Source organism: Streptomyces sp. NPDC029674 (assembly GCF_044903205.1).
Lineage (GTDB): Bacteria > Actinomycetota > Actinomycetes > Streptomycetales > Streptomycetaceae > Streptomyces.
This window is the reverse complement of the sequence record NZ_JBJDPY010000010.1, coordinates 112,817-135,005: the sequence shown is the minus strand read 5'-3', so window position 1 is coordinate 135,005 and position 22,189 is coordinate 112,817. Positions and strand designations below refer to the sequence as shown.

At 72.1% G+C, this 22,189-nt stretch carries 20 protein-coding genes and 1 tRNA gene; 13 read left to right on the top strand and 8 right to left on the bottom strand.

What is annotated here, in order from left to right:
- Positions 1-219: 219 nt before the first annotated feature.
- Complete coding sequence (locus ACI2L3_RS24380; RefSeq protein ID WP_404754503.1) at positions 220-2,385, top strand: ATP-binding protein; 2,166 nt, start codon at positions 220-222, stop codon at positions 2,383-2,385.
- A gap of 49 nt (positions 2,386-2,434) precedes the next feature.
- Here the strand turns inward: ACI2L3_RS24380 and ACI2L3_RS24375 are convergent, their stop codons facing one another.
- Both ACI2L3_RS24375 and ACI2L3_RS24370 read right to left on the bottom strand, forming a co-directional pair.
- Positions 2,435-3,874, bottom strand: coding sequence for a trehalose-6-phosphate synthase (locus tag ACI2L3_RS24375; protein ID WP_404754502.1), 1,440 nt, complete (start codon positions 3,872-3,874; stop codon positions 2,435-2,437).
- A 56-nt stretch (positions 3,875-3,930) separates the two neighbouring features.
- Positions 3,931-4,578, bottom strand: a complete 648-nt coding sequence (locus ACI2L3_RS24370; protein ID WP_404754501.1) for an SIS domain-containing protein — start codon at positions 4,576-4,578, stop codon at positions 3,931-3,933.
- 157 nt (positions 4,579-4,735) lie between these two features.
- Here ACI2L3_RS24370 and ACI2L3_RS24365 point away from each other — a divergent pair, with 157 nt between their 5' ends.
- The gene (locus tag ACI2L3_RS24365) at positions 4,736-6,049 is read left to right on the top strand and encodes a caspase family protein (protein WP_404754500.1); all 1,314 of its coding nucleotides are present in this window, start codon (positions 4,736-4,738) and stop codon (positions 6,047-6,049) included.
- A 119-nt stretch (positions 6,050-6,168) separates the two neighbouring features.
- On the top strand, positions 6,169-7,008 hold the full coding sequence (locus ACI2L3_RS24360) for a YhjD/YihY/BrkB family envelope integrity protein (RefSeq protein WP_404754499.1): 840 nt from the start codon (positions 6,169-6,171) through the stop codon (positions 7,006-7,008).
- Positions 7,009-7,022: 14 nt separating this feature from the next.
- On the opposite strand, the gene ACI2L3_RS24355 is transcribed toward ACI2L3_RS24360, so the two are convergent.
- Together ACI2L3_RS24355 and ACI2L3_RS24350 are read right to left on the bottom strand one after the other, a co-directional pair.
- Positions 7,023-7,790, bottom strand: a complete 768-nt coding sequence (locus ACI2L3_RS24355; protein ID WP_404754498.1) for an MBL fold metallo-hydrolase — start codon at positions 7,788-7,790, stop codon at positions 7,023-7,025.
- Positions 7,791-7,870: 80 nt separating this feature from the next.
- A tRNA-Leu gene (locus tag ACI2L3_RS24350) sits at positions 7,871-7,958 on the bottom strand.
- Positions 7,959-8,144: 186 nt separating this feature from the next.
- Between ACI2L3_RS24350 and ACI2L3_RS24345 the strand changes: the two genes are divergently transcribed.
- From ACI2L3_RS24345 to ACI2L3_RS24335, 3 genes are all read left to right on the top strand, one after another.
- Complete coding sequence (locus ACI2L3_RS24345; protein ID WP_404754497.1) at positions 8,145-9,470, top strand: M20/M25/M40 family metallo-hydrolase; 1,326 nt, start codon at positions 8,145-8,147, stop codon at positions 9,468-9,470.
- Between the two features lie 142 nt (positions 9,471-9,612).
- Positions 9,613-9,846 carry a chaplin gene (locus tag ACI2L3_RS24340; protein WP_404754496.1) on the top strand — a complete coding sequence of 78 codons (234 nt, stop codon included), beginning with the start codon at positions 9,613-9,615 and terminating at the stop codon, positions 9,844-9,846.
- Positions 9,847-9,985: 139 nt separating this feature from the next.
- Positions 9,986-10,834 (top strand): chaplin family protein, encoded by an 849-nt coding sequence (locus tag ACI2L3_RS24335; RefSeq protein ID WP_404754495.1) that lies wholly within the window; start codon positions 9,986-9,988, stop codon positions 10,832-10,834.
- A 102-nt stretch (positions 10,835-10,936) separates the two neighbouring features.
- On the opposite strand, the gene ACI2L3_RS24330 is transcribed toward ACI2L3_RS24335, so the two are convergent.
- A complete protein-coding gene (locus ACI2L3_RS24330; protein ID WP_127911640.1) occupies positions 10,937-11,125 on the bottom strand; it encodes a DUF5703 family protein in 189 nt (62 codons plus the stop codon).
- 47 nt (positions 11,126-11,172) lie between these two features.
- Here ACI2L3_RS24330 and ACI2L3_RS24325 point away from each other — a divergent pair, with 47 nt between their 5' ends.
- The gene (locus tag ACI2L3_RS24325; RefSeq protein ID WP_404754494.1) at positions 11,173-11,928 is read left to right on the top strand and encodes a hypothetical protein; all 756 of its coding nucleotides are present in this window, start codon (positions 11,173-11,175) and stop codon (positions 11,926-11,928) included.
- A gap of 81 nt (positions 11,929-12,009) precedes the next feature.
- Here ACI2L3_RS24325 and ACI2L3_RS24320 read toward each other — a convergent pair whose 3' ends face one another.
- Positions 12,010-14,208 carry a helix-hairpin-helix domain-containing protein gene (locus tag ACI2L3_RS24320; protein WP_404754660.1) on the bottom strand — a complete coding sequence of 733 codons (2,199 nt, stop codon included), beginning with the start codon at positions 14,206-14,208 and terminating at the stop codon, positions 12,010-12,012.
- Complete coding sequence (locus ACI2L3_RS24315) at positions 14,193-15,173, bottom strand: aldo/keto reductase (RefSeq protein ID WP_404754493.1); 981 nt, start codon at positions 15,171-15,173, stop codon at positions 14,193-14,195. Before ACI2L3_RS24315 ends, ACI2L3_RS24320 begins: the two co-directional genes overlap by 16 nt.
- 137 nt (positions 15,174-15,310) lie before the next feature.
- Between ACI2L3_RS24315 and ACI2L3_RS24310 the strand changes: the two genes are divergently transcribed.
- Together ACI2L3_RS24310 and ACI2L3_RS24305 are read left to right on the top strand one after the other, a co-directional pair.
- Positions 15,311-16,366, top strand: coding sequence for an LLM class F420-dependent oxidoreductase (locus ACI2L3_RS24310; protein ID WP_404754492.1), 1,056 nt, complete (start codon positions 15,311-15,313; stop codon positions 16,364-16,366).
- A 222-nt stretch (positions 16,367-16,588) separates the two neighbouring features.
- Entirely contained in the window at positions 16,589-17,377 is a 789-nt protein-coding gene (locus ACI2L3_RS24305; RefSeq protein WP_404754491.1) for a ferritin-like domain-containing protein, read from the top strand.
- A 78-nt stretch (positions 17,378-17,455) separates the two neighbouring features.
- Here the strand turns inward: ACI2L3_RS24305 and corA are convergent, their stop codons facing one another.
- The gene (gene corA / locus ACI2L3_RS24300) at positions 17,456-18,454 is read right to left on the bottom strand and encodes a magnesium/cobalt transporter CorA (protein ID WP_404754659.1); all 999 of its coding nucleotides are present in this window, start codon (positions 18,452-18,454) and stop codon (positions 17,456-17,458) included.
- Between the two features lie 62 nt (positions 18,455-18,516).
- On the opposite strand from corA, the gene ACI2L3_RS24295 reads away from it, so the two are divergent.
- The 4 genes from ACI2L3_RS24295 (at position 18,517) to mshC (ending at position 22,046) form a co-directional block, all read left to right on the top strand.
- Positions 18,517-19,203 (top strand): histidine phosphatase family protein, encoded by a 687-nt coding sequence (locus tag ACI2L3_RS24295; RefSeq protein ID WP_404754490.1) that lies wholly within the window; start codon positions 18,517-18,519, stop codon positions 19,201-19,203.
- A gap of 108 nt (positions 19,204-19,311) precedes the next feature.
- Entirely contained in the window at positions 19,312-19,902 is a 591-nt protein-coding gene (locus tag ACI2L3_RS24290; RefSeq protein ID WP_404754489.1) for a DUF3090 domain-containing protein, read from the top strand.
- Positions 19,866-20,687 carry an SCO1664 family protein gene (locus ACI2L3_RS24285; protein ID WP_404754488.1) on the top strand — a complete coding sequence of 274 codons (822 nt, stop codon included), beginning with the start codon at positions 19,866-19,868 and terminating at the stop codon, positions 20,685-20,687. The genes ACI2L3_RS24290 and ACI2L3_RS24285 overlap by 37 nt, the downstream gene beginning before the upstream one ends.
- Before the next feature lie 129 nt (positions 20,688-20,816).
- On the top strand, positions 20,817-22,046 hold the full coding sequence (mshC, locus tag ACI2L3_RS24280; protein WP_404754487.1) for a cysteine--1-D-myo-inosityl 2-amino-2-deoxy-alpha-D-glucopyranoside ligase: 1,230 nt from the start codon (positions 20,817-20,819) through the stop codon (positions 22,044-22,046).
- The last annotated feature ends 143 nt before the right edge of the window (positions 22,047-22,189 follow it).

The following is a 22,189-nucleotide window of genomic DNA, read 5'->3' as shown; positions in this document are numbered from 1 at the left end:
GGGGGTGGATCCGTGTCAGCAGGGGGAATCCATGGACCAGCCGCGGGCGCGCCCACGCGCGACGCTCCCGCGACCGGGTCGCAGACCAGCTGGGAGGGGCTCCGGAGGCTGCTGGACGAACGGATCGACGCGCTGCGGGGCCGGAACCGCCCGTCGGCCGGTTCGCTTTCCCCGCTTCCCACGGCCGGTTCGGCCGGTTCGGTCGGTTCGGTCGGCTCGGTGGGTTCGGTAGACGAGCTGTCCCGGGCCGTCACGGACGACCCGGAGCTGGGCCGCAGGATCATCGAGCGCCTGCTGCGGTTCCAGTCGTCCGCGGCGGGCACGGCGGACCGGCCACCGCTCCCGATCCCGCACCAACTGCCGCTGGACCGGCCGGGGTTCGTCGGCCGCGAGAGCGAACTCGCCGAGCTGGACCTGCTCGTCGCGGAACCCCAGAAGGAGGGGCCGGACACCGCTGTGATCTCCTCCGTCGGGGGAGCACCCGGCGTGGGGAAGACCGCGCTGATGGTGCACTGGGCGCACCGCTCGCGCGGCGCGTTCCCGGACGGCCAGCTGTACGTCAACCTCCGGGGCCACGGCCCGGGCAACCCGCTCGAACCCGCGGAGGTCCTGGCCGACTTCCTGCACGCGCTCGACGTGCCCTCGCCCAAGGTGCCGCAGGAACTCGAACCGCGCGCCGCCATGTTCCGCACGCTGCTGCACGAGCGGCGGATGCTGGTCCTCCTGGACAACGCCCGCAACACGGCACAGGTGTTCCCCCTGCTGCCGGGCAGCTCCACCTGCGTGGTCATCGTGACCAGCCGCAACCGCCTCCAGGGGCTGGTCGGGAGCTACGGCGCGCGCAGCATCCGCCTCGACACCCTGAGCGAGCGGGAGTCCGTCGAACTCCTTACCGGGATCGTCGGCGGCGACCGCGTGCTCCAGGAGCGCGGAGCGGTCGAGGAACTCGCGGCCGGCTGCGGGCATCTGCCGCTGGCCCTCAGCATCGTCGGCGAACGCGTCGCGGCGTATCCGCAGTGGCCCATCGCCGACCTCCTGGAGGGCCTCGGCGACGAGCGCCACCGGCTCGACACCTTCGCCGCGCCCGTCGAGGACACCGGCGACGAACAGCGCGAGGTGCGGGTGGCCTTCTCCTGGTCGTACCGCGCGCTTGGCGCGGGCAGCGCGCGCTGCTTCCGGATCCTCGGACTGCACCCCACGGGCGAGTTCAGCCTGCTCGCCGCCGCGGCCGCGACCGGCGACTCCAGGATGCGCACCAACCTCTACCTGCGCGGCCTGATCGACTGCCACCTGCTCGAACAGGTCGCGCCCGACCGGTTCCGCTTCCACGACCTCATCCACGACTACGCGGCCGAGCGGGCGTACGAGGAGGAGTCCGCGGAGTCCCGGCGGGAGTCCATCAGGCGCTGCCTGCTCTGGTACCTGCACACGGCGGACGCGGCGAACCGGCAGCTGATGCCGCATCGGCGCCGGATCGAGCTCGACGAACGGCCCGACCGGTGCGAACCGCTCCGCTTCGCCGACGGCGCGGAGGCGCTGGCGTGGTGCGACACCGAGCGCACGCATCTGATCGCGCTGGTCAGGCAGGCGGTGCAGTGCGAGCAGGACGCGATCGCCTGGCAGCTGCCCGTCGTCCTGTGGAGCTTCTTCAACGTCCGCAAGCTCCTGAGCGACTGGATCGTCACCCACGAGCTGGGCCTGCGCGGGGCGCGGCGCTCCGGCTGCCGCAGGGGAGAGGCCTGGACGCTGAACAGCCTCGGCAACGCCTACCGCGGCACGCAGGAGTTCGAGAAGGCCGTCGAGGTCTGGCAGCAGGCCCTCTCCATCCGCCGCCGGATCGGCGACAAGTATGGCGAGGGCACCTCCCTCAACAACCTCGCGGGCGCCCTGCGGCGCATGAACCGCATAGAGGACTCGATCCGCTGCTCCACCGAGGCGCTGGCCATCCACCGGGAGATCAAGGACCGCTGGAACGAAGGCATCGACCTCAACAGCCTCGGCACCGCCCACCGCGACCTCGGCCACATCGAGGAGGCGATCAGCTGCTGGCTCCGCGCTCTGGGCATCCAGCGCGAGATCAAGGACCTCTTCGGCCAGGGCACATCGCTCAACCACCTCGGCGAGGCCTACCGCACGACCGGCCGCGACGACGAGGCCATCGCGGCCTTCGACGAGGCACTGCGCATCAGACAGTCCTTCGGCGACGAGCCGGGAGCCGCGACGACCGCACTCAACCTGGGCGCGACCATGGCCACGCTGGGCCGCCTCAAGGAAGCCGCCGTCTACTACACCCTCGCCCTGGAGGACCTGGAACGCCTGGGCGACCCCCGCACGGAGACGGTCAACGAGGCCCTCCGCAACCTGGTCGACCGAACGACGACGTAAGCCGCCCGCGACCGGCAGCCCAGAGCCACCGCACTCTCCCCCCCCGCCACTACCGCTCCCGTCCCTCGCGCACCGCCGCGAGGTCCGTGAGCTGGGACCGCAGCCACGCCTCCGGCGAGGTCGTCAGGAGCGGGGTGCGCATGCGGCGTGTTCTCGTCGTTCGCTCGGTGGGGGGCATGGTGAGGGCCTGGCGCAGGGCGGCGGTGGTCTCGCGGACGTCGCGGGGGTCGTGGATGAGGAGGGCCCCGGCGGCGAGCCGCTCCGCGCTGCCGGTTCTGGCCGACAGGATGAGCGCGCCGTCCCGGCGGTTCACCAGGACCCCTTCCTGGGCGACCAGGTTCATCCCGTCGTGCACGGAGTTGACGAGCAGGACGTCGTACTCCCGCAGTGCCGCCATGGCCCGCACCCGGTCCTCGTCCCAGTAGACGGTCAGGACCCCGGGGTGGGCCCGCTGGATGCCGGCGACGGTGTCCCGGACCCGGGCCGCGTACCACGCGTACTCGGGCACCCCGGGCCGCGACGGCGTCAGGCAGGCCACGAACCTGACCCGCTCCCGCAGCTCCGGATGCCCGGCGAGGAGGAGCGCGAACGCCTCGAAGCCCCGCAGGACGTTCTTCGCCGGATCCAGCCGGTCCACGCGCACCAGCAGCCGCACCCCCTGCCGCAGCCGGCGGAAGGTGGCGGACCACCGGTCGGCGTCCCGCGAGCCGAACACGCCGGACAGGTACTCCTGGTCGGGCGGCGCCGGATAGCGGCGGACCAGCGTCCGGCGGCCGGCGTGCCGGACGATCCCGGCCGGGCGGTCGACCTCGTAACCGGACTCCTCGCTGAGGCGGAGGAACGAATCCGCCCACCGCTCGCTCTGGAAGCCGAGGACGTCCGCCGCGAGCATGCCGCGCAGGAGCAGCCCCCGGACCACCCGGGGCAGCACCGCGAGAGCGGCCGGGGCCGCGAACGCCGCGTGCATGAAGAAACCCACCGGCTGCGTGGGCAGCCGCGCACGGAGGAAACCGGGCGCGGTGACGAACTGGTAGTCCTGGAAGCAGACGAGGGTACGGGGATGGCAGCGGGCCGCGGCCGCCGCGGCGACGGCCCGGTTCACCTTCTGGTACGACCGCAGGGCCGCGCCGTCACGGAACACCCCGGGCCCGACGGCGGCAAGACCGGGATCGTGCGGAAGGTCCTCCCACAGATCGTGCAACGCGTACCAGAGCCCCCGCACGCCCGCGTCCTCGTAGTACCGCCGGTAGTCCGCGGCCCGGCAGGGCACCGGCTGGAACCCGTAACCCAGCCCGAGCTCGGCGACGCCGAACCGGCCCTCCCGCACCGCCCGCCGGTCCTCGTCGCTCGTCGACGGAGCCAGCCAGCAGACCTCCTCGCGCAGGGCCCGCGCCGCCCTGTCGAGCAGCGACGTCACGCTGCCCGCCCGCCGCTCCGGTACGGGCCCGGACGGCGTCGACCGGAACGTCACGGGACCCCGGTCGGACACGAGGACCACATCGGCCGGCCGCTCCCGGGGCGCCCGCGCGGGCCCACGGACCACCGTCAGCCCTGGATTCCGTCGAGCGACGGATCCAGGATGTCCCGCGGATGGCCCCGCCCCGTGCCCAGGGCGAGCGCCAGCGAATGCGCAAGACCCAGATGCACCGTCTCCACCACCCCGTACACCTCGCTGTCGACCAGCAGCGGCACGTCGACCAGCGCGGCGGCGCTGCCCCCGGAACCGCCGAGCAGCCCCACCGTGCGCACGCCGCGCGCCCGCGCCGTCTTGAGGCCCTCGAGGATGTTGGGGGAGTTGCCGCTGACGCTGATGGCCACCACGACGTCGCCGGGCGTGAGCAGCCGTGCGAGCTGCTCGGAGAAGACCCGGTCGTACCCGATGTCGTTGGCAAGGGCGGTGAGCAGCGGTGTGTTGCCGGTGAGCGCGTTCGTCCGCAGCCCCGCGGCGTGCGGGCCTGACGTCATGGCGAGATCGCACGCCAGGTGGCTCGCCGTGGCCGCGCTCCCGCCGTTGCCGATCGCGTAGAGACAGTTGCCGCTGGTTCTGACCGAGTCGAGCAGCCGGACCGCCGAGGCGAAGTCGTCCGGCGCCACTGCGAGGGCGGCGTCGGCCACCAGGTTCTGGAACGCCGTACAGACGGCGGAAGCCTGGCGGGAGCCCCCCTCGCGCCCTAACTCGTCAGCGTTGTCCATCGTGTCCGAGCGTCCCATGCCAACCCCCACCCGTCGCAGCCGACTTCGGATTGGCCAGCATGCCCGAAACCTCGGACAGCGGTAAGAGCGCCACTCCTCAAATGAGTTGCGTCGCTATCATTTGGGCAGCGGTGCGGTACGGCAAGAGGGAGACGACGTGCGGCTGGCCAGCGGCTCCAACTCGCATGCGGTACTCATCGGATGCGGCAGCTACGACGACGCCGAACTGCCCCCGCTCCCCGCGGTGCGGAACAACCTCGACGACCTCAGGGCCCTGCTCACCAACTCCGCCAACTGCGCGCTGCCCACCGCGCGTTGCACGGTTCTGCGGGACGTCAGAGACCCCCAGCTGGTGGGCGAGGCGCTCAACCGCGCGGCGAGCGAGGTGGAGGACATGTTCCTCGTCTACTTCGCGGGGCACGGCGCACTCGACGACCGCGGCCTGCTCCACCTCCTGCTCACCGGCAGCAAGACCGAACTGCTGCGCTGGTCGAGCCTGAGGTTCGACCTGATCCGCGACACGATGGCGTCAGCGCCGGCCAGAAACCGGGTGCTGCTGCTCGACTGCTGCTTCTCCGGCCGGGCCATCGAAGCCATGGGGGACACCGCGTCGCTCTACTTCGGCCAGCTGGAGATCGCCGGCACCTTCGTCCTCGCCTCGGCCCCCGCGAACGCCCCGGCCCGCGCCCCGCTGGGCGACCGGCACACGATGTTCACGGGCGAACTGATCAAGTTCCTCCGCGACGGCTCCGCCGCGGAACGCGAACTGCTCACGCTGGAGGCGCTCTACCGGCACACCTCCCGCGTCCTCGGCGCGAAGGGCGAGCCGAGGCCCCAGCGGTGCGGCACGGGCACGAGCGACCAGCTGGCCCTGGCCGCGAACGCCGCGTTCCGCCGGCTGACCGCCGCAGAGGTGCCCGAACACCTGCGCCGAGCCGTGGAGTTGGGCGAGGCCGGCGACCTCGTGGGCGCTCTGACCGCCCTGCAAGGACTGGCCCGGCAGTGCGACCACGTACTCGGCGGACACCACGCGTTCACCCTCCTCGCGCTCCAGGCCCTGGCGCACGCCGAGGGCGAGAGCGGCCACGCGGCCGAAGCCGCCCAGGGGTACGCGCGGCTCGTCGAGCGGCTGGCCGTCGAGCGCGGGCCGACCCACCCGGACACGCTCCAGGCACGCCACGAACAAGCCCGCTGGACCGGCATCGGCGGCGACGCCGCATCCGCCGCCGCCCTGTTCGCCGAGTTGTCCGTAGACGCCTCGGGGGCGCTGGGCCCCGCAGACACGCGCTCACTCAGCTGCCGCTGGCAGCACGCACACTGGCTCGGCACAAGCGGCCACCCACAGCGCGCGGCAGCCGCTTTCGCGGAGCTCGCCGAGAGCTACGGCTCCACACTGGGCGAACGACACGACGACACGCGGACCGCCCGCCGCAACCACGCCTACTGGCGGGACGCGGCCGACTCGGCATGAGCCACGGCGCGCACGTCTTCCCGGCGCTGGCGGGGGTCCGCAGGAGGACACCCCGACCCGTTGCCCGTTCGGCGGTACGCCTGACTGGCACCGCAGCGATTACGGGTATGCGAGCCGACATGCCCCCAGCACCCGATACGCCGGACGACGGCGGTCCCGCGCGCCCCGGACGCCGGCCCCTGCGCCCGCCGCACCGCTTGCCGACCTCCCTCATCGGACTCGCCTGGAACCGCGGGCGCGAGATGGAGCTGATGCACCGCGCCATGGGCTTCGCGGCGCTCAGCTTCCTCACCCTCGTGCCCCTCCTCGTCGTCGTCGCGGCGGCCGACCTCGGCAGCGGAGAGGGCTTCGCCCGATGGCTGGTGCAGGGCCTCGGGGTGTCCGAGGTACCGGAGGGCGAGATCGAACAACTATTCGGCGTACCGGGGCGGGCGCTGCAGCGGACCACGGCACTCGGTCTCGCCGCACTGGCCGCGTTCGGCGTGACGTTCGGATCAGCCGTACAGACCGGCTACGAACGCGTGTGGGCCCTGCCCCCGGCGCGCTGGCACACCATGTGGCGACACGTCGTCTGGCTGGCCGTGCTCGTCGCCGTCCTGCTGCTCTTCGTCACCACACCCTCGCCGGCGGAATCGTCCGCCCTCGAAACAGCCCTGGTCACGGTGGGCGACACCACAGGCGTGTTCCTCTTCTTCTGGTGGTCGCAACGACTCCTCCTCTGCGGCCGCATCCGCTGGCGGGCCCTGGCCCCCGGAGCCGCCGCGACCGCCTTGGGACTGCTGGGCCTCCGCGTCTTCTCCCAGTTCGTCTTCTCCCCACTGATCGCGTCGAGCGCGGTGACGTACGGCCCCTTCGGCACCGTACTGATCCTGCAGTCCTGGCTGGTGGGAGTGGGCTTCGTCGTCTACGGCGGAGCCTTGGTGGGCCGCCTCGTCCACGAGCAGCGGGGGCGGCCTTGAGGTGCTGGGACGTCTCAAACCGTGAAGGTGGCGCCAGGCCTGGCGTAGTCCACGGGACCGTCGAACCGCGTCGAGGCACGCCCCACCGCCTGCTGAGGCGTGAGCGAGCGGCCGACGTGTGTGACGATCAGCCGGCCGGCCCCGGCCGTGCGGGCTGTGTCACCCGCGTCCTCGGGCGTGTGGTGCACCCGGTCGCCCTCGGCCGGCGCCTGTGCGCTGTCCGCTTCGCACAACAGCACGTCGCATCCCCGGGCCAGTTCCGTGAGGCTCGGGCACGGTGCCGTGTCCCCGGAGTACGCCAGGGAGCTGCCCGCCGCCTCGATGCGTACGGCGAAGGCGGGGATCCCGTGCGACACCGCCCGGGTGGTCAGCCGGAGCGGGCCGATGTCCGCCCGGTGCCCGTCGTGCAGCTCGGTGATGGCGAAGGCCGATTCGACCGGGCTGCGGGCCGCGGTGTTGGTGAGGAAGTGGGCCAGCCGGTCGGCGATCCCGGGCGGGCCGTAGAGAGGGATCGGCGCGGGGAGGCGAATGTCCGCGTACAGGGCGCCGTAGTACGCGGTCAGCAGGTCCGCGCTGTGATCGGCGTGCAGATGCGAGATCCAGATCGCGTCGAGCTCGTCCAGCCGCACGTGCCGCTGGAGCGGGCCGAGCGTCCCACTGCCCGCGTCCACCCATATATGGGTGTCCCCGCTCGACACGAGATAGCCGGAGCACGGGTTGTCCGCACTCGGATAGGGCGTCGAGCAGCCCAGGACCGTGAGGTGAAGCGGCTCGTCACTCATTCCGAGATCCTACAGAGCAAGATCCGACGGACCAAGATCCTGCAAAAACAGAAAAACCCCAGATCAACTGGGGTTTTCGCTGGTGTCCGAGGGGGGACTTGAACCCCCACGCCCGATAAAGGGCACTAGCACCTCAAGCTAGCGCGTCTGCCATTCCGCCACCCGGACCGGGTGTTGTCTTCGCGGGGTGTTCCCCGCGGCGACAGAGAGAACATTACCAGGCCTCCAGGGGTCCTCGATCACCCCCTGGCCCGCCGTGAACGGCGCGTGACGACACCCGCCCGGCCTTGGGCGCGGAGCCCCGGAGAGGGAGGATGAGGGGGACCACCAGCAGCGAATGCGGGAGGAGCCAGCGTGAGCGGGTCCAGCACGGACAAGGCCGTCACCGGTGAGGACGAGGTCGTCGACCTCTGTCGCGAACTGATCCAGATCGATACGAGCAACTACGGCGACCACTCGGGCCCGGGGGAGCGCAAGGCCGCGGAGTACGTCGCGGAGAAGCTCGCCGAGGTCGGTCTCGAACCGAAGATCTTCGAGTCCCACCCCGGCAGGGCCTCCACGGTCGCCAGGATCGAGGGCGAGGACCCGTCGCGGCCCGCGCTCCTCATCCACGGCCACACGGACGTCGTGCCGGCCAACGCCGCGGACTGGACGCACCACCCCTTCTCCGGGGAGATCGCGGACGGCTGCGTGTGGGGCCGGGGCGCGGTCGACATGAAGGACATGGACGCGATGACCCTCGCGGTCGTACGCGAGCGGATGCGCACGGGCCGCAAGCCCCCGCGCGACATCGTCCTGGCGTTCCTCGCGGACGAGGAGGCGGGCGGCACGTACGGCGCGCGGCACCTCGTCGACAACCATCCGGACCTGTTCGAGGGGTGCACGGAGGCGATCAGCGAGGTCGGTGGCTTCTCCTTCACCGTCAACGAGAACCTGCGGCTCTACCTCGTCGAGACGGCCCAGAAGGGCATGCACTGGATGAAGCTGACCGTGGACGGCACCGCCGGTCACGGTTCGATGATCCACAAGGACAACGCGATCACCGAGCTCTCCGAGGCCGTCGGGCGCCTCGGCCGGCACAAGTTCCCGGTCCGGGTCACCAAGACCCTGCGGCACTTCCTCGACGAGCTCGGCGACGCCCTCGGCACCGAGCTCGACCCGGAGAACATGGACGAGACGCTCGCCAAGCTCGGCGGCATCGCCAAGCTCATCGGCGCCTCCCTGCAGAACACCGCCAACCCGACGCAGCTCGGCGCCGGCTACAAGGTGAACGTCATCCCGGGGCAGGCCACCGCGCACGTCGACGGGCGCTACCTGCCGGGGTACGAGGAGGAGTTCCTCGCCGATCTGGACCGGATCCTCGGGCCGAACGTCAAGCGCCAGGACGTCCACGCCGACAAGGCTCTGGAGACCACCTTCGACGGCGCTCTCGTCGACGCCATGCAGACCGCCCTGCGGGCCGAGGACCCGATCGCCCGCGCCGTGCCGTACATGCTCTCGGCCGGCACGGACGCGAAGTCCTTCGACGACCTCGGCATCCGCGGCTTCGGCTTCGCGCCGCTGAAGCTGCCGCCGGAGCTGGACTTCGCGGGCATGTTCCACGGCGTCGACGAGCGAGTGCCGGTCGACGGCCTGAAGTTCGGCGTACGGGTGCTCGACCGCTTCATCGAGGCTTCCTGACCGATCCGATCAACAATCGTCAGCGCGTGCGTACTTGACTGAAAAGAGTGAATGGGACCATAGGCTCGTAGCCATGGCGGGGCCTCCTCGTTACAGGTGATGCAGTCCGCGGCTGGGACTGCATTGCCAACAAGGAGGAATAATGATCAAGAAGATCGTCGCTGCTGTGGCTGCCACTGGTGGTCTCGTGCTCGCCGGCGCGGGTATCGCCACCGCCGACGCCGGTGCCCAGGGCGCCGCTGTCAACTCCCCCGGTGTGGCGTCGGGCAACGTTATCCAGGTGCCCGTGCACGTGCCGGTGAACGCCTGCGGCAACACGGTCTCCGTGATCGGGCTGCTGAACCCCACCTTCGGCAACGTCTGTGTCAACAAGTGACGCTGCTGTGCCTCACCCCTTGAGGGTCTGAGCTCGTCGGCCCCGGAGTGCGTGCCATGCGCTCCGGGGCCGACCGGTATTCCACGTCAGGGCCAGCGGGTCCTGACGTACTCCGTAAGGCAAAAGGCAGGGAACAGGTATGCGACAGGTCACGCGCAAAGGCCTGATCACCGTGGCGGCCGCGACCGGCGTGCTCGCCGCCGGCGGCAATTACGCACACGCGGACTCGGGCGCGAACGGGAGCAGCTCGGGTTCGCCCGGCGTGCTGGCGGGCAACAACGTCCAGCTGCCCGTCGACGCTCCGGTCAACGTGTGCGGAAACACCGTCAACGTGATCGGCGTTCTCAATCCGGCGGCAGGAAACAGCTGCGCCAACACCTCCGGCAAGGGCGGCGGTTCGCACAAGCCGTCCGGCGGCGCCAAGGCCGACGGTCACGCGGGCGGCTCGCCCGGCGTCGGCTCCGGCAACAACGTGCAGTTGCCCATCAACGCTCCGGTGAACGTCTGCGGGAACAGCGTCACCATCGGCGGCCTCGGCAACGCGGCCATGGGCAACGAATGCGCCAACCAGTCCGGCGGCGCGGTGACCCCGCCGGGCGGCGGGAAGCCCCCGACCGAGCCCGGAGAGCCGGGACAGCCGGGCGAGCCGGGACAGCCGGGTGAACCGGGACAGCCGGGTGAGCCCGGCAACCCGGGGGAGCCCGGTGAGCCGGGTAAGCCCGGAGACCCCGGCAAGCCCGGAGACCCCGGTAAGCCGGGCGATCCCGGTGCCCCGGGCGGCTCCCAGTCCCCGCACGACCCGGGCAACCCGATCGACGGCCACGCCATCCCGAACGACCCGGACGCGCAGCTCGTCACGCCGCCCGAGGGGATCTCGCGGCTCGCCTCGACCGGCAGTGAGCTGCCGCTCGGCCTCGCGCTGCCGATCGGTGCGGGCGCGCTGCTCGCGGGCACGGTGCTCTACCGGCGGGCCCGGGCGTCCGCCTGAGCCACCCCGCTGTCCGAGCACACCGAACGGAGCGGGCCCCGCCGTCGCGGGGCCCGCTCCGTTTCCCGGTCCAGCGGGCCGGTGTCCCCGGGCGCGCGGCTGTCACCAGGTGGCCCGCACCTGGCGGATGATCCGCCGCTTCAGCCGCACTCTGCGGCTCCCGTCGGGGTGCAGACTCAGGCGGTCCAACTCCCAGTGTCCGTACTCTGCATGGTCAGTCAGCAGACGTGTGGCTTCCTTGCGGGTGACCCCGCGCGGTACGTACACGTCGACAAATTCGTATTCCGGCATCGCATCTATTGTGCGGGCACCGGCCCGGTACGGATAGCGTCTGCACTATGTCTGATGCTGCGCAGCCCACCGCTGCCGAGGTACGTGCCGCCGCCGAGGCGGTCAAGACCGCGCTCGACCGCCACCTGGCCGCGGTCGAACGCAGGTCGGGCGAGGACGATCCGGCCGTCTACGAAGCGTTCAACGAACTCGCCGCGGCGGCGGAGGAGTACGACGAACTCCTCTACGACCGCTACGACGAGGTCACGCCCTTCGAGATCCCCGGCACGGACGACGCGCTGCCGCCCTACCAGGGACCGGAGGAGGCGAACGCGCTGAGCGTGCTGATCCGCCGTGACTACACCGTGGCGGAGCCGCAGCGGCTGCTGGCCCAGGCCCAGCGGGTCGCCGATCTCGACGCGGGGGGCGCGGGCGGCGCCGGATCCGCCGACACCGTGCACAGCGCCCTCGGCGTCCTCTTCGGGGAGTTCGAACCGGACGAGATCTCCTCCCGGCACAAGGAGTTCGGCCTGGAAGAGGGCGACTCGACGCTCTGGGTCACCGCGGTGGACACCGCCGCCGAGCCGGGGGAGTGGCTCGACGCACCCTTCGACCACGCCGACCCGCACCGGGTGGTGTGCCGCTTCGACGTCAGCGTGGTCTTCGACGACGAACTGGACGACGCGGACGTCGACATCGACCCCGATGTGCCGACGCCCATCGACGACGTGGACGAGATCGACGACGTAGACGACGCGGACGACGCGGATGACGAGGTCGAGGGCGACGTCGAGGGGGATGTCGACGAAAGGGCCGGTCGCTGACGTGACCGTGTGACGAATCGCTCCTGCGCTCGCCGCTCCCCCCCCCGGGCGGCGAGCGCACGTGTCGCGCGAGCGGCAGGCTCAGGCCGTCGCCGCGGGCACCTGCGGACGCAGCAGCGTCTGCAGGCGCGTCGTACGGTCCTTCCAGAGGCGCTCCGCCACCGCGCGCGGCAGCGCCTGCTCCACGCCCTGCACGACCGACAGATGCCGCTCACCGCGGCTGAACGCGGTGTAGACCCAGGGGCGGGTCAGCACCTGCGCCGCGTCGCCCGGCAGCACCACGACCACCGCGGGCCAGCGCTGCCCCGTCGCCTGGTGCGCGGTGAGCGCCCACGCGTGCCGCACCTCACGCTCCACCCGCTCCTTGGGTACGACGACGGGGGCGCCGTCGCACTCCAGGTGCAGCCCTTCTGCGTCGGCCCGCACCACCCGGCCGAGCGTCGTGCGGCCCGCCGCGGGGACGTGCGCCACCCGGTCGTCGGGGTCGAAGCCGCCGAACCGGCCGGGGCCCGGATTCAGCCGTTCCTTCAGCGCCGCGTTGAGCACGCGGGTGCCCGCCGCGCCGCCGTGTCCCGGCGTGATGACCTGCGTCTGCTCCGCGGGCACCCCGATCGCCCTCGGCACCGAGTCCGCGACGAGCTGCACGGTGCGGTGGATCGCCTCGGCGGCGTCGCGCACCGGGACGAGGACGACCTCCTTGCCGGGCGCCTCGACCTGGTTCAGCTCGCCGATGCCGATGCCGGACGTCAGCTCCCCGATGGGCCCCGGGTCGGGGGTGCGGGAGACGACCTGCGGGCAGCAGCGCGCGGCGAGGAGGTCGGCGAAGACCCGTCCCGGGCCCGCCGACCACAGGACTCCGGGGTCGCCGCTGAGCACCAGGCGGGCGCCGTCCGGCAGCGACTCGACGAGCATCGCCGCGCTCTCCACGTCCAGCTGCGGTGCGTCCAGGAGGACCAGGAGGTCGAGCGCGAGCGCGCCGTCCGCGTCGCGCCCGGGTCCCTGGTCCCCGGAGAGCAGCCCCGCCACGGTCACCGCGGTCTCCTCCGAGCCGGTCGCCCGCGCGAAGCGGCGGCGTCCGTCGGCGCTGTGAGCTGCGGCGCACACCCGGAGGCCGAGAGCGGTGGCGGCGGCGACCAGCGCGGCGGGCTCGGAGCGGGCCTCCTCGCCGCCGGAGTGCAGCACGAGGCCGTGCCCGGCGACGGCCCGGATCAGCTCGGCGGCGGATCCCGACGCCTGTGCGGCGGCGGCCTCCCAGTCGGTGTCGCCGGGGCCCGCGCCGTCCTCCTTGGGCAGGGAGTTGATCACTCGGGCGAGACCGTCGGCGAGGCTCTCCTCCGCGAGTGCGTACCGCTCCAGACCGATCAGGACGCGGACCGGGCGCGCCGGCTCCTCGGCCGCGCCTTCCTCGTCCTCCTCGTCCCCTTCGCCGTCCCGCGCTCCCGCGTCGTCCGAGCGCTGGACCGGCACCTCGGTCCCTTCGAGCGCGTCCTGGAAGACCAGGGCGTCGCCCTCGGCGAGCGCACTCTGCACGGCCGCGTCCGGATCCGGCACCGCGCGCTGCCCGAGCGCGGCGGTCAGCGCCGCCGCGTCGAGCGCCGTGTGCCCGGCGACGGCGGCCTGCTCCAGGAGCCATACGGTGATCGCGCGGCCCCTGCGCTCGTCGTCCGGCCCGCACTCCGGGCCGAGCAGCGCCCTGGCGAACCCGTCGGCCTGCTCGGGCCGCACGCCGGTGACCCGCAGCAACTGCCAGGGGTCCGCGCGCAGCTGTTCCTCGGCTCCCTCACCGAGCGCGGCGGCCGTCGGCGCGCCGAGGGCGGCCGGCGCGCCTCCCTCGGCGAGCACGGCGGCGACGGCCTCGACGGTCTCCGTCGCGGGCGCCCGCGACGGCTCCGGCCGCTGCGGGCGCACGGGCTCGGGCGTGCCGGACGGCGCGGGCCTGCGCGGTGCGGGCTCCGGGTCGCGGAAGGCGCTCGCGACGGGCTTCTCGCCGCTCTCCACGGCCCGCACGGCGGCCAGCAGGTCGGCGGCGGTCCCGCTCAGCTTCGCCCCGGCCCCGATCGGCCCCTGCTTCGACGCCTTCCGCTGCTCGATCCGCTCCCGCAGCTCCCGCTGCGCGGCGATCTCGGCCTCCGCCTCGGAGAGCTCGGCGCTCTTGGTCTCGGCGTCGCCCTCGGTGGCGGGCACGGCCTCGGCGTCCGCGCCGGGCGACTCCGCCTGCTCCGCGGCAGCGGCCTCGGGGTCCTCCGCGGCAGCGGGTTCCGTACTCACAGCGTGCTCCAGTCGTGATCGGGATAGCGGTGCACCGGCGCCGACACGTCGTCGAGCGCCCGGCAGATCTCGTCAGGAAGACTAAGGGTCTCCACTGACAACGCGGCCGTGAGCTGCTGCGCGTTGCGCGCGCCGACGATCGGGGCCGTCACTCCCGGGCGGTCCCGCACCCACGCGAGGGCGACCTGGAGCGGGGTCGCCGCGAGCCCGTCGGCGGCCGTCGCGACCGCGTCGACGATGCGGCCCGCCGTGTCGTCGAGGTACGGCGCGACGAAGGGCGCCATCTGGTCGGAACCGCCGCGCGAGTCGGCAGGGGTGGCGTGCCGGTACTTCCCGGTGAGCACGCCCCGGCCGAGCGGTGAGGACGGCAGCAGGCCGACTCCCAGGTCGACGGCCGCGGGCAGCACCTCCCGCTCGACGCCGCGCTGCAGCAGGGAGTACTCCATCTGCGTACTGGCCAGGCGGGTGCGGGTGCCGGGCGGCGCGAGCTGCCACGTGGCGGCCTTGGCGAGCTGCCAGCCGCAGAAGTTGGAGACCCCCGCATAGCGGACCCGGCCGCTGCTGACCGCTATGTCGAGGGCCTGCAGCGTCTCCTCCAGAGGGGTCGCCGGGTCGAAGGCGTGCACCTGCCACAGGTCCACGTAGTCCGTGCCGAGGCGGGTGAGGGAGGCGTCGAGCGCGGCGAGCAGGTGGCCCCGCGAGCCGTCGAAACGCCGCTCGGGGTCCGGCACGCTGCCCGCCTTGGTGGCGATGATCAGGTCGCGCCGGGGCACGAGCCGCTCGATCAGGCGACCGAGCAGATACTCGGCAGCCCCGTCGCCGTACACGTCCGCCGTGTCGATGAGCGTGCCGCCCGCTTCCCAGAACACCTTCAACAGCTCGGCGGCGTCGTTCTCCTCGGTGTGACCCCAGGTGAGGGTGCCGAGTCCGATGCGGGACACGCGCAGGCCGGTCCGGCCGAGATGCCTCTGCTCCATGGGCGCTGAGATTACTGGCCGGGCCCCAGCGGCGGGCGGGCCTGTGGACAAGCCGATGATTGTGGAGAACCCGGTCACCCTTTACAGTCCCCGGCACAGGGACGTTACTCACGAGTACTGCGGTAAGGGGATCTGTCATGCAGCTCGGGATCAACCTCGGCTACTGGGGCGCGGGGATGGACGCGGACAACCTCGCCGTCGCCAAGGAGGCCGACAAGCTGGGCTACGCGGTCTGCTGGGCCGCGGAGGCGTACGGCTCGGACGCCGCGACGGTGCTGTCCTGGGTGGCCGCGCAGACCGAGCGCATCGACATCGGGTCCGCCATCTTCCAGATCCCCGCCCGGCAGCCGGCGATGACCGCGATGACGGCGGCGACCCTCGACTCGCTCTCCGGCGGCCGCTTCCGCCTCGGCCTCGGCGTCTCGGGCCCGCAGGTCTCCGAGGGCTGGTACGGCGTGAAGTTCGACAAGCCGCTGGCCCGCACGCGCGAGTACGTCGAGATCGTCCGCAAGGCCATGACCCGCGAGCGCCTCTCCTACGAGGGCGAGCACTGGACCCTGCCGCTGCCCGGCGGCCCCGGCAAGCCCATCAAGCTGACCGTGCACCCGCAGCGCGAGCACATCCCGCTGTACGTCGCCGCGATCGGCCCCAAGAACCTGGAGCAGACCGGCGAGATCGCCGACGGCGCGCTGCTGATCTTCACGGCCGCCGAGCACCTGGAGGAGACGGCGATCAAGCACCTGCGCGCCGGGCGCGAGAAGGCGGGCAGGACGATGGACGGCTTCGACGTCGTCCCGATGCTGCCGCTCGCCGTCGGCGAGGACTCCCGGATCGACACCCTCGCCGACATGTTCCGGCCGTACACCGCCCTGTACGTCGGCGGCATGGGCAGCCGGAAGCAGAACTTCTACAACCAGCTCGCGCAGCGCATGGGGTACGAGAAGGAGGCCGCCGAGATCCAGGACAAGTACCTGGCGGGCGACAAGGACGGCGCGGCCGCCGCGGTGCCGAAGGAGCTGATCGACTCGACGACCCTGCTCGGTTCCGTGGACCGGATCGCCGACCGGATGCGGGCCTACGCCGCCGCCGGTGTCACCACGCTGACGCTGGCCCCCGCGGGCTTCACCCTGGAGGAGCGGATCACGGCGCTGCGGGCGGGCACGGAGGCCCTGGAGCGCGCCGGTCTCGCGTAGGGGAGGGGGAAAGTCCACGGCCGTGGTGGGGGCTCGGGGGGTCTTCCCCGCCACGGCCGTCACGGGGAACAACGCGCCACAGAGCCCGTGGTTACGGCCTGGTGGCGGCCCCGGCGTCCTCCGTTCGGCGGAGCCGACCTGTACAGCTGTTGCCCCTTGCGGAACCTCGCACTTGACTCTTTCTTTGCGGAGGTCCGCGCCCAGGGCATGGAGGTGCCAGTGATGTTGTCGGCCAGGAGTGTCTTCAGAGAGATCCTCGACGACGACGAGTCGTTCCGGCTCTTCTGCTCCATCGCCGCCAGCGGCGAGGCCCAGGGCGGCTGGGAGAACGGCCGCATCGCCGCACTCGTCCCGGAGACCGAGCGCGCGCTCGCCCCCAAGATCGCCCGGCACGGCGCCGACGAGGACAAGCACGGCCGGATCTTCCACGCCCTGCTGAAGAAGCGCGGCCTCCAGCCGGTCGACGTCCCGCACGAGACCGACTACACGATGCTCCTGGAGAAGCACGGCATCGGCCTCGCGCACAGCCGGCTGAAGGCCGACGAGCCCCTCACCGTGCGGGACATCGTCACGTATCTCGCGCACAGCAAGGTCACCGAGCAGCGTGCGTCCGAGCAGATGCGCCTGCTGCTCAGGTACTTCGCCGACGACCCGGACATCGGCCGCGCGGTGCGGATGATCTCCGGCGACGAGGACAACCACCTGGCGTACTGCCACGAGGAGTTGCTGCGGTTCGCGCGCGCCGGGCACGGCCGCGACATCCAGCGCACCCTGCGGGAGTGCGCGCACGCCGAGATCCGCATCCACCGCGACGTGAGCCTCGCGGTGATGGAGCGCATGGGGCGGATCCTCGGCTGGGCCCCTGCCAAGCGGCAGCTGCTCGCCGCGGGCATCCACGCCGCGCACGGCTACGAGCGGGCGGGCGGCTGGCGGCGGATGGTCTCCCTGCGGCCGCCCCGGCGGCGGGACGCGCTGGGCGGGCCCGCGACGTCGGCCACCGAGTTCGCCTGACGCGGGTACGCCGCGCGCCGGGTGTGCCACAGGCCGGGTGCGCCACACGCCGGTTGCGTCCGACGCCGGCGCCGGGAGCTACATCCAGCCGCGGTGCTTGAACATCCGGTACAGGACGACCTCCAGGACCACCATCAGCAGGAGCACGGCCGGATAGGTCCACCACCAGTGCAGCTCCGGCATGTGGTCGAAGTTCATGCCGTAGACGCCCGCGATCATCGTGGGGACCGCCGCCATGGCCGCCCAGGCCGAGATCTTGCGCATGTCGTCGTTCTGCCGCACGCTCATCTGCGCCAGATGTGCGGACAGGATGTCCGACACCAGCCGGTCCAGACCCTCCACGGACTCATTGACGCGCGTCAGGTGGTCGTTGACGTCACGGAAGAACGGCCGCGCCGTCTCGTCCACGAAGGGCACCGAGGGGCTGAAGGGGCCCGCTCCGGAGAGGCGCGCCACGGGCAGCGCCAAGGGCCCGGTGGCCCGGCGGAATTCCAGGATCTGCCGCTTGAAGGTGTAGATCCGCGACGCGGTGGGGCGCGAACGGCCGCCCTCCGGAGAGAAGACCTCCGCCTCCAGGACCTCCAGATCGGCCTGCAGCTCGTCGGCGACCTCCAGATAGTGGTCCACGGAGGCGTCGGCGATCGAGTACAGGACAGACGTCGGACCGTGCTTGAGCACGTCCGGGTCGGCCTCCAGGCGGTGCCGCACGGCGCCCAGGGGCGCGCCCTCACCGTGCCGGACGGTCACCACGAACGAGTCGCCCACGAAGATCATGACCTCGCCGGAGGAGACCCGGTCGCTGTCCGGCTCGTACACGACCGGCTTGAGGACCATGAACAGCGAGTCGTCGTAGACCTCGAGCTTGGGCCGCTGGTGGGCCTTGAGGGCGTCCTCCACGGCCAGCGGATGCAGCCCGAACTCCTGACTGACCTCGTCGAACTCCTTCGCCGTCGGCTCGTGAAGACCGATCCACACGAACGCGTCACCCGTCGCCCGCGCCTCGCCCAGGGCCTCGGAGAAGTCCTGGGGGCCTTCGCTCCGGCGGCCCTCGCGGTAGATGGCGCAGTCGACAATCACACTGCGCATTGTTCCCAGCCTCCCCACCCGTTGCACCTCCGGCGACGCATAGGCTGAACCGCATGCCCACGCTGATCCTCGTCCGGCACGGACGCTCCACCGCCAACACCGCCGGTCTGCTCGCCGGGTGGACCCCCGGCGTGGCCCTCGACGAGCGGGGCGCCGCACAGGCCGCCGCGCTGCCCGGGCGGCTCGCGGCCCTGCCGCTGGCCGAGATCGTCACCAGCCCTTTGCAGCGCTGCCAGGAGACCGTGGCGCCGCTCCTCGCCGCCCGGCCGGGCCTCCGGGCACACACGGAGGACCGCATCGGGGAGTGCGACTACGGCGACTGGTCGGGCCGCAAGCTCGCCGAGCTCACCGACGAGCCGCTGATGGAGGTCGTCCAGCAGCATCCCTCCGCGGCCGCGTTCCCCGGCGGAGAGTCCATGCGGGCCATGCAGACGCGGGCGGCCGAGGCGGTCCGCGAGTGGAACGCGCGCGTGGAGCGCGAACACGGCGAGGACGCCGTGTACCTGATGTGCTCGCACGGCGACATCATCAAGTCCCTCGTCGCCGAAGCCCTCGGGCTCCACCTCGACCTCTTCCAGCGCATCTCCGTAGAGCCCTGTTCCGTCACCGTCATCCGCTACACCCGGCTGCGCCCCTTCCTCGTACGCCTCGGGGACACCGGTGACTTCGCCTCGCTGGCGCCGCGCGAGGAGCCGCCGGGCGGCGACGCGACAGTCGGGGGCGGTGCGGGCGCACCGTGATCGTCGCCCGCAGTAGGGTGAAGCGGTTGAAGCAGCCCTCGTGCGGTTGAAACAGCCCTCTTGAAGCAGCCAGCAGCCCTCTTGCAGTCGATCCAATGGAGACAGGTCGTGTCCCGTCAGGTGTTCCTCTACGACCCCCCGGAGCGTTTCGTCGCGGGAACGGTCGGGCTGCCCGGACGGCGTACCTTCTTCCTCCAGGCCTCCGCCGGGGTCAGGGTGACCAGCGTCGCCCTGGAGAAGACTCAGGTCGCCGCGCTCGCCGAGCGTATGGAGGAGCTCCTCGACGAGGTCGTGCGCCGCAGCGGGGGCAACGCCCCGGTGCCCGCCGTGGCACCCACCGAGGTCGCCGACAGCGCGCCGCTCGACTCCCCCGTGGAGGAGGAGTTCCGGGTCGGCACGATGGCCCTCGCCTGGGACGGCGAGGAGGAGCGCATGGTCGTCGAGGCGCAGGCGCTCGTCGAGCTGGACGCCGATTCCGACGACGACCTCGCCGCCGCGGAGGAAAGGCTTCTGCAGGACGAGGAGAACGGCCCGCCGATGCTGCGCGTCCGGCTCACCGGCGCACAGGCCCGCGCCTTCGCCAAGAGAGCCCTCGAAGTCGTGAACGCCGGACGCCCGCCGTGCCCGCTGTGCAGCCTCCCGCTCGACCCGGAAGGACACGTATGCCCGCGCCAGAACGGATACCGGCGGGGAGCGTGAGCGTCGACCCCGTCACGCTCCTCACCCACGGCGAGCTGACCGTGCGCGGCCGGATCCGCGAGGCCTCGAACGCGGTGCTCTACTGCACGGTCGCGTACGAGGGCCACGAGGCCGCCTGCGTCTACAAGCCGGTCGCCGGGGAGCGCCCCCTGTGGGACTTCCCCGACGGCACGCTCGCACAGCGCGAGGTGGCCGCCTACGAGGTGTCGCGGGCCACCGGCTGGGACCTGGTCCCGCCGACGGTCCTGCGCACGGGACCGCACGGCGAGGGCATGTGCCAGCTGTGGATCGAGGCCTCGGGCGACGCGGAACTGCTCGCCCTGGTCGACGGCGACGAACCGGGCGAGGGCTGGAAAGCGGTCGGCTTCGCACAGGTCGACGAGGAGCGGACGGCCCTCCTCGTGCACGCCGACGACGTACGCCTGCGCCGCCTCGCCGTCCTCGACGCGGTGATCAACAACAGCGACCGCAAGGGCGGTCACCTGCTGCCCGCCGACGGCCGCCTCTACGGCATCGACCACGGCGTCACCTTCCACGCCGAGAACAAGCTGCGGACGCTGCTGTGGGGGTGGGCGGGGGAGCCCCTGACCGATGAGGCGGTCGAGGCCCTCCAGACCCTGCGGGACGGCCTCAAGGAGGGCGCCGCGCTCGCCGAGCGCCTCGGCGCGCTGATCACCGCCGCGGAGACCGAGGCGCTGCGCGCGCGGGTCGCGGCCCTGCTGGAGTCCGGACGCCACCCGGAACCGTCGGGCGAGTGGCCGGCGATTCCCTGGCCACCGGTCTGATCCGCACCACGAGCACCACCCGCACCGCACCCCCGCACACACCGGCCGATCGCGCAAGAGCGCAGGATCAGCCACCGTTCCGATGATCCCCACTCGTATACGGACGCCCCGTCCGGTTAGGCTCAGGGCATGCATGCCTGGCCCGCTTCTGAGGTCCCCGCCCTTCCTGGCAAGGGCCGCGACCTCCGGATCCACGACACCGCGACCGGTGGACTCGTCACCCTCGACCCCGGTCCCGTCGCCCGTATCTACGTCTGCGGCATCACTCCGTACGACGCCACCCACATGGGTCACGCGGCGACCTACAACGCGTTCGACCTCGTGCAGCGCGTGTGGCTCGACACCAAGCGGCAGGTTCACTACGTCCAGAACGTGACCGACGTGGACGACCCGCTCCTGGAACGCGCCAACCGCGACGGCAAGGACTGGGTCGAACTCGCCGAGGGCGAGACCGCCCTGTTCCGCGAGGACATGACCGCGCTGCGCCTCCTGCCGCCGAAGCACTACATCGGAGCCGTCGAGGCGATACCCGGCATCGTGCCGCTCGTCGAACGTCTCCGGGACATGGGTGCCGCCTACGACCTGGAGGGCGACGTCTACTTCTCCGTCGAGTCGGACCCCCACTTCGGGGAGGTGTCCGGGCTCGACGCCGCCGCCATGAAACTGCTCTCCGCCGAGCGCGGCGGCGACCCGGAGCGGCCGGGCAAGAAGAACCCGCTCGACCCGATGCTCTGGATGGCGGCCCGCGACGGAGAACCGAGCTGGGACGGCGGCTCGCTGGGCCGCGGCCGGCCCGGCTGGCACATCGAGTGCGTGGCCATCGCCCTGGACCACCTGGGGATGGGCTTCGACGTACAGGGCGGCGGCTCGGACCTCGCCTTCCCGCACCACGAGATGGGCGCCTCCCACGCGCAGGCCCTGACCGGCGAGCACCCCTTCGCCAAGGCGTACGTCCACGCCGGCATGGTCGCCCTGGACGGCGCGAAGATGTCCAAGTCCAAGGGCAACCTCGTCTTCGTGTCGCAGCTGCGCCGCGACGGCGTCGACCCCGCCGCGATCCGCCTCGCCCTCCTCGCGCACCACTACCGCGCGGACTGGGAGTGGACGGACGGCGTCCTCGAAGAGGCCGTCGAGCGGCTCGGCCGCTGGCGCGCGGCTGTGTCCCGTCCCGACGGTCCTTCCGCCGAGGCGCTCGTCGAGGAGATGCGGGACGCCCTCGCGAACGACCTGGACGCGCCGTCCGCCCTCGCGGCGGTCGACCGGTGGGCCGCCCGCCAGGGCGCCGAAGGCGGTACGGACGAGGGCGCCCCCGGCGTCGTGTCCCGTGCGGTCGACGCGCTTCTCGGCGTGGCCTTGTAAGGCTTGGCCCAAGTAGTGAACAAGAAGCGGGGGGGGGGGGGGGGGGGGGGGGGCGCGCGCCGCCCCCCCGCCGACCTTTATTTTAAAGAGAAGACTCAGAAGGACGAGAGGGGGTTTTGTGTTGTTTTATAATAAATATAAAT

What these genes read in the sequence shown, in the direction of transcription:
- ACI2L3_RS24335 (WP_404754495.1), top strand. Translation starts at nt 9,986, where the DNA reads ATGCGACAGGTCACGCGCAAAGGCCTGATCACCGTGGCGGCCGCGACC.
- ACI2L3_RS24340 (WP_404754496.1), top strand. Translation starts at nt 9,613, where the DNA reads ATGATCAAGAAGATCGTCGCTGCTGTGGCTGCCACTGGTGGTCTCGTG.
- ACI2L3_RS24325 (WP_404754494.1), top strand. Translation starts at nt 11,173, where the DNA reads ATGTCTGATGCTGCGCAGCCCACCGCTGCCGAGGTACGTGCCGCCGCC.
- ACI2L3_RS24285 (WP_404754488.1), top strand. Translation starts at nt 19,866, where the DNA reads ATGCCCGCGCCAGAACGGATACCGGCGGGGAGCGTGAGCGTCGACCCC.
- ACI2L3_RS24330 (WP_127911640.1), bottom strand. Translation starts at nt 11,125, where the DNA reads ATGCCGGAATACGAATTTGTCGACGTGTACGTACCGCGCGGGGTCACC.
- ACI2L3_RS24305 (WP_404754491.1), top strand. Translation starts at nt 16,589, where the DNA reads ATGTTGTCGGCCAGGAGTGTCTTCAGAGAGATCCTCGACGACGACGAG.
- ACI2L3_RS24295 (WP_404754490.1), top strand. Translation starts at nt 18,517, where the DNA reads ATGCCCACGCTGATCCTCGTCCGGCACGGACGCTCCACCGCCAACACC.
- ACI2L3_RS24315 (WP_404754493.1), bottom strand. Translation starts at nt 15,173, where the DNA reads ATGGAGCAGAGGCATCTCGGCCGGACCGGCCTGCGCGTGTCCCGCATC.
- ACI2L3_RS24355 (WP_404754498.1), bottom strand. Translation starts at nt 7,790, where the DNA reads ATGAGTGACGAGCCGCTTCACCTCACGGTCCTGGGCTGCTCGACGCCC.
- mshC (WP_404754487.1), top strand. Translation starts at nt 20,817, where the DNA reads ATGCATGCCTGGCCCGCTTCTGAGGTCCCCGCCCTTCCTGGCAAGGGC.
- ACI2L3_RS24360 (WP_404754499.1), top strand. Translation starts at nt 6,169, where the DNA reads ATGCCCCCAGCACCCGATACGCCGGACGACGGCGGTCCCGCGCGCCCC.
- ACI2L3_RS24310 (WP_404754492.1), top strand. Translation starts at nt 15,311, where the DNA reads ATGCAGCTCGGGATCAACCTCGGCTACTGGGGCGCGGGGATGGACGCG.
- ACI2L3_RS24370 (WP_404754501.1), bottom strand. Translation starts at nt 4,578, where the DNA reads ATGGACAACGCTGACGAGTTAGGGCGCGAGGGGGGCTCCCGCCAGGCT.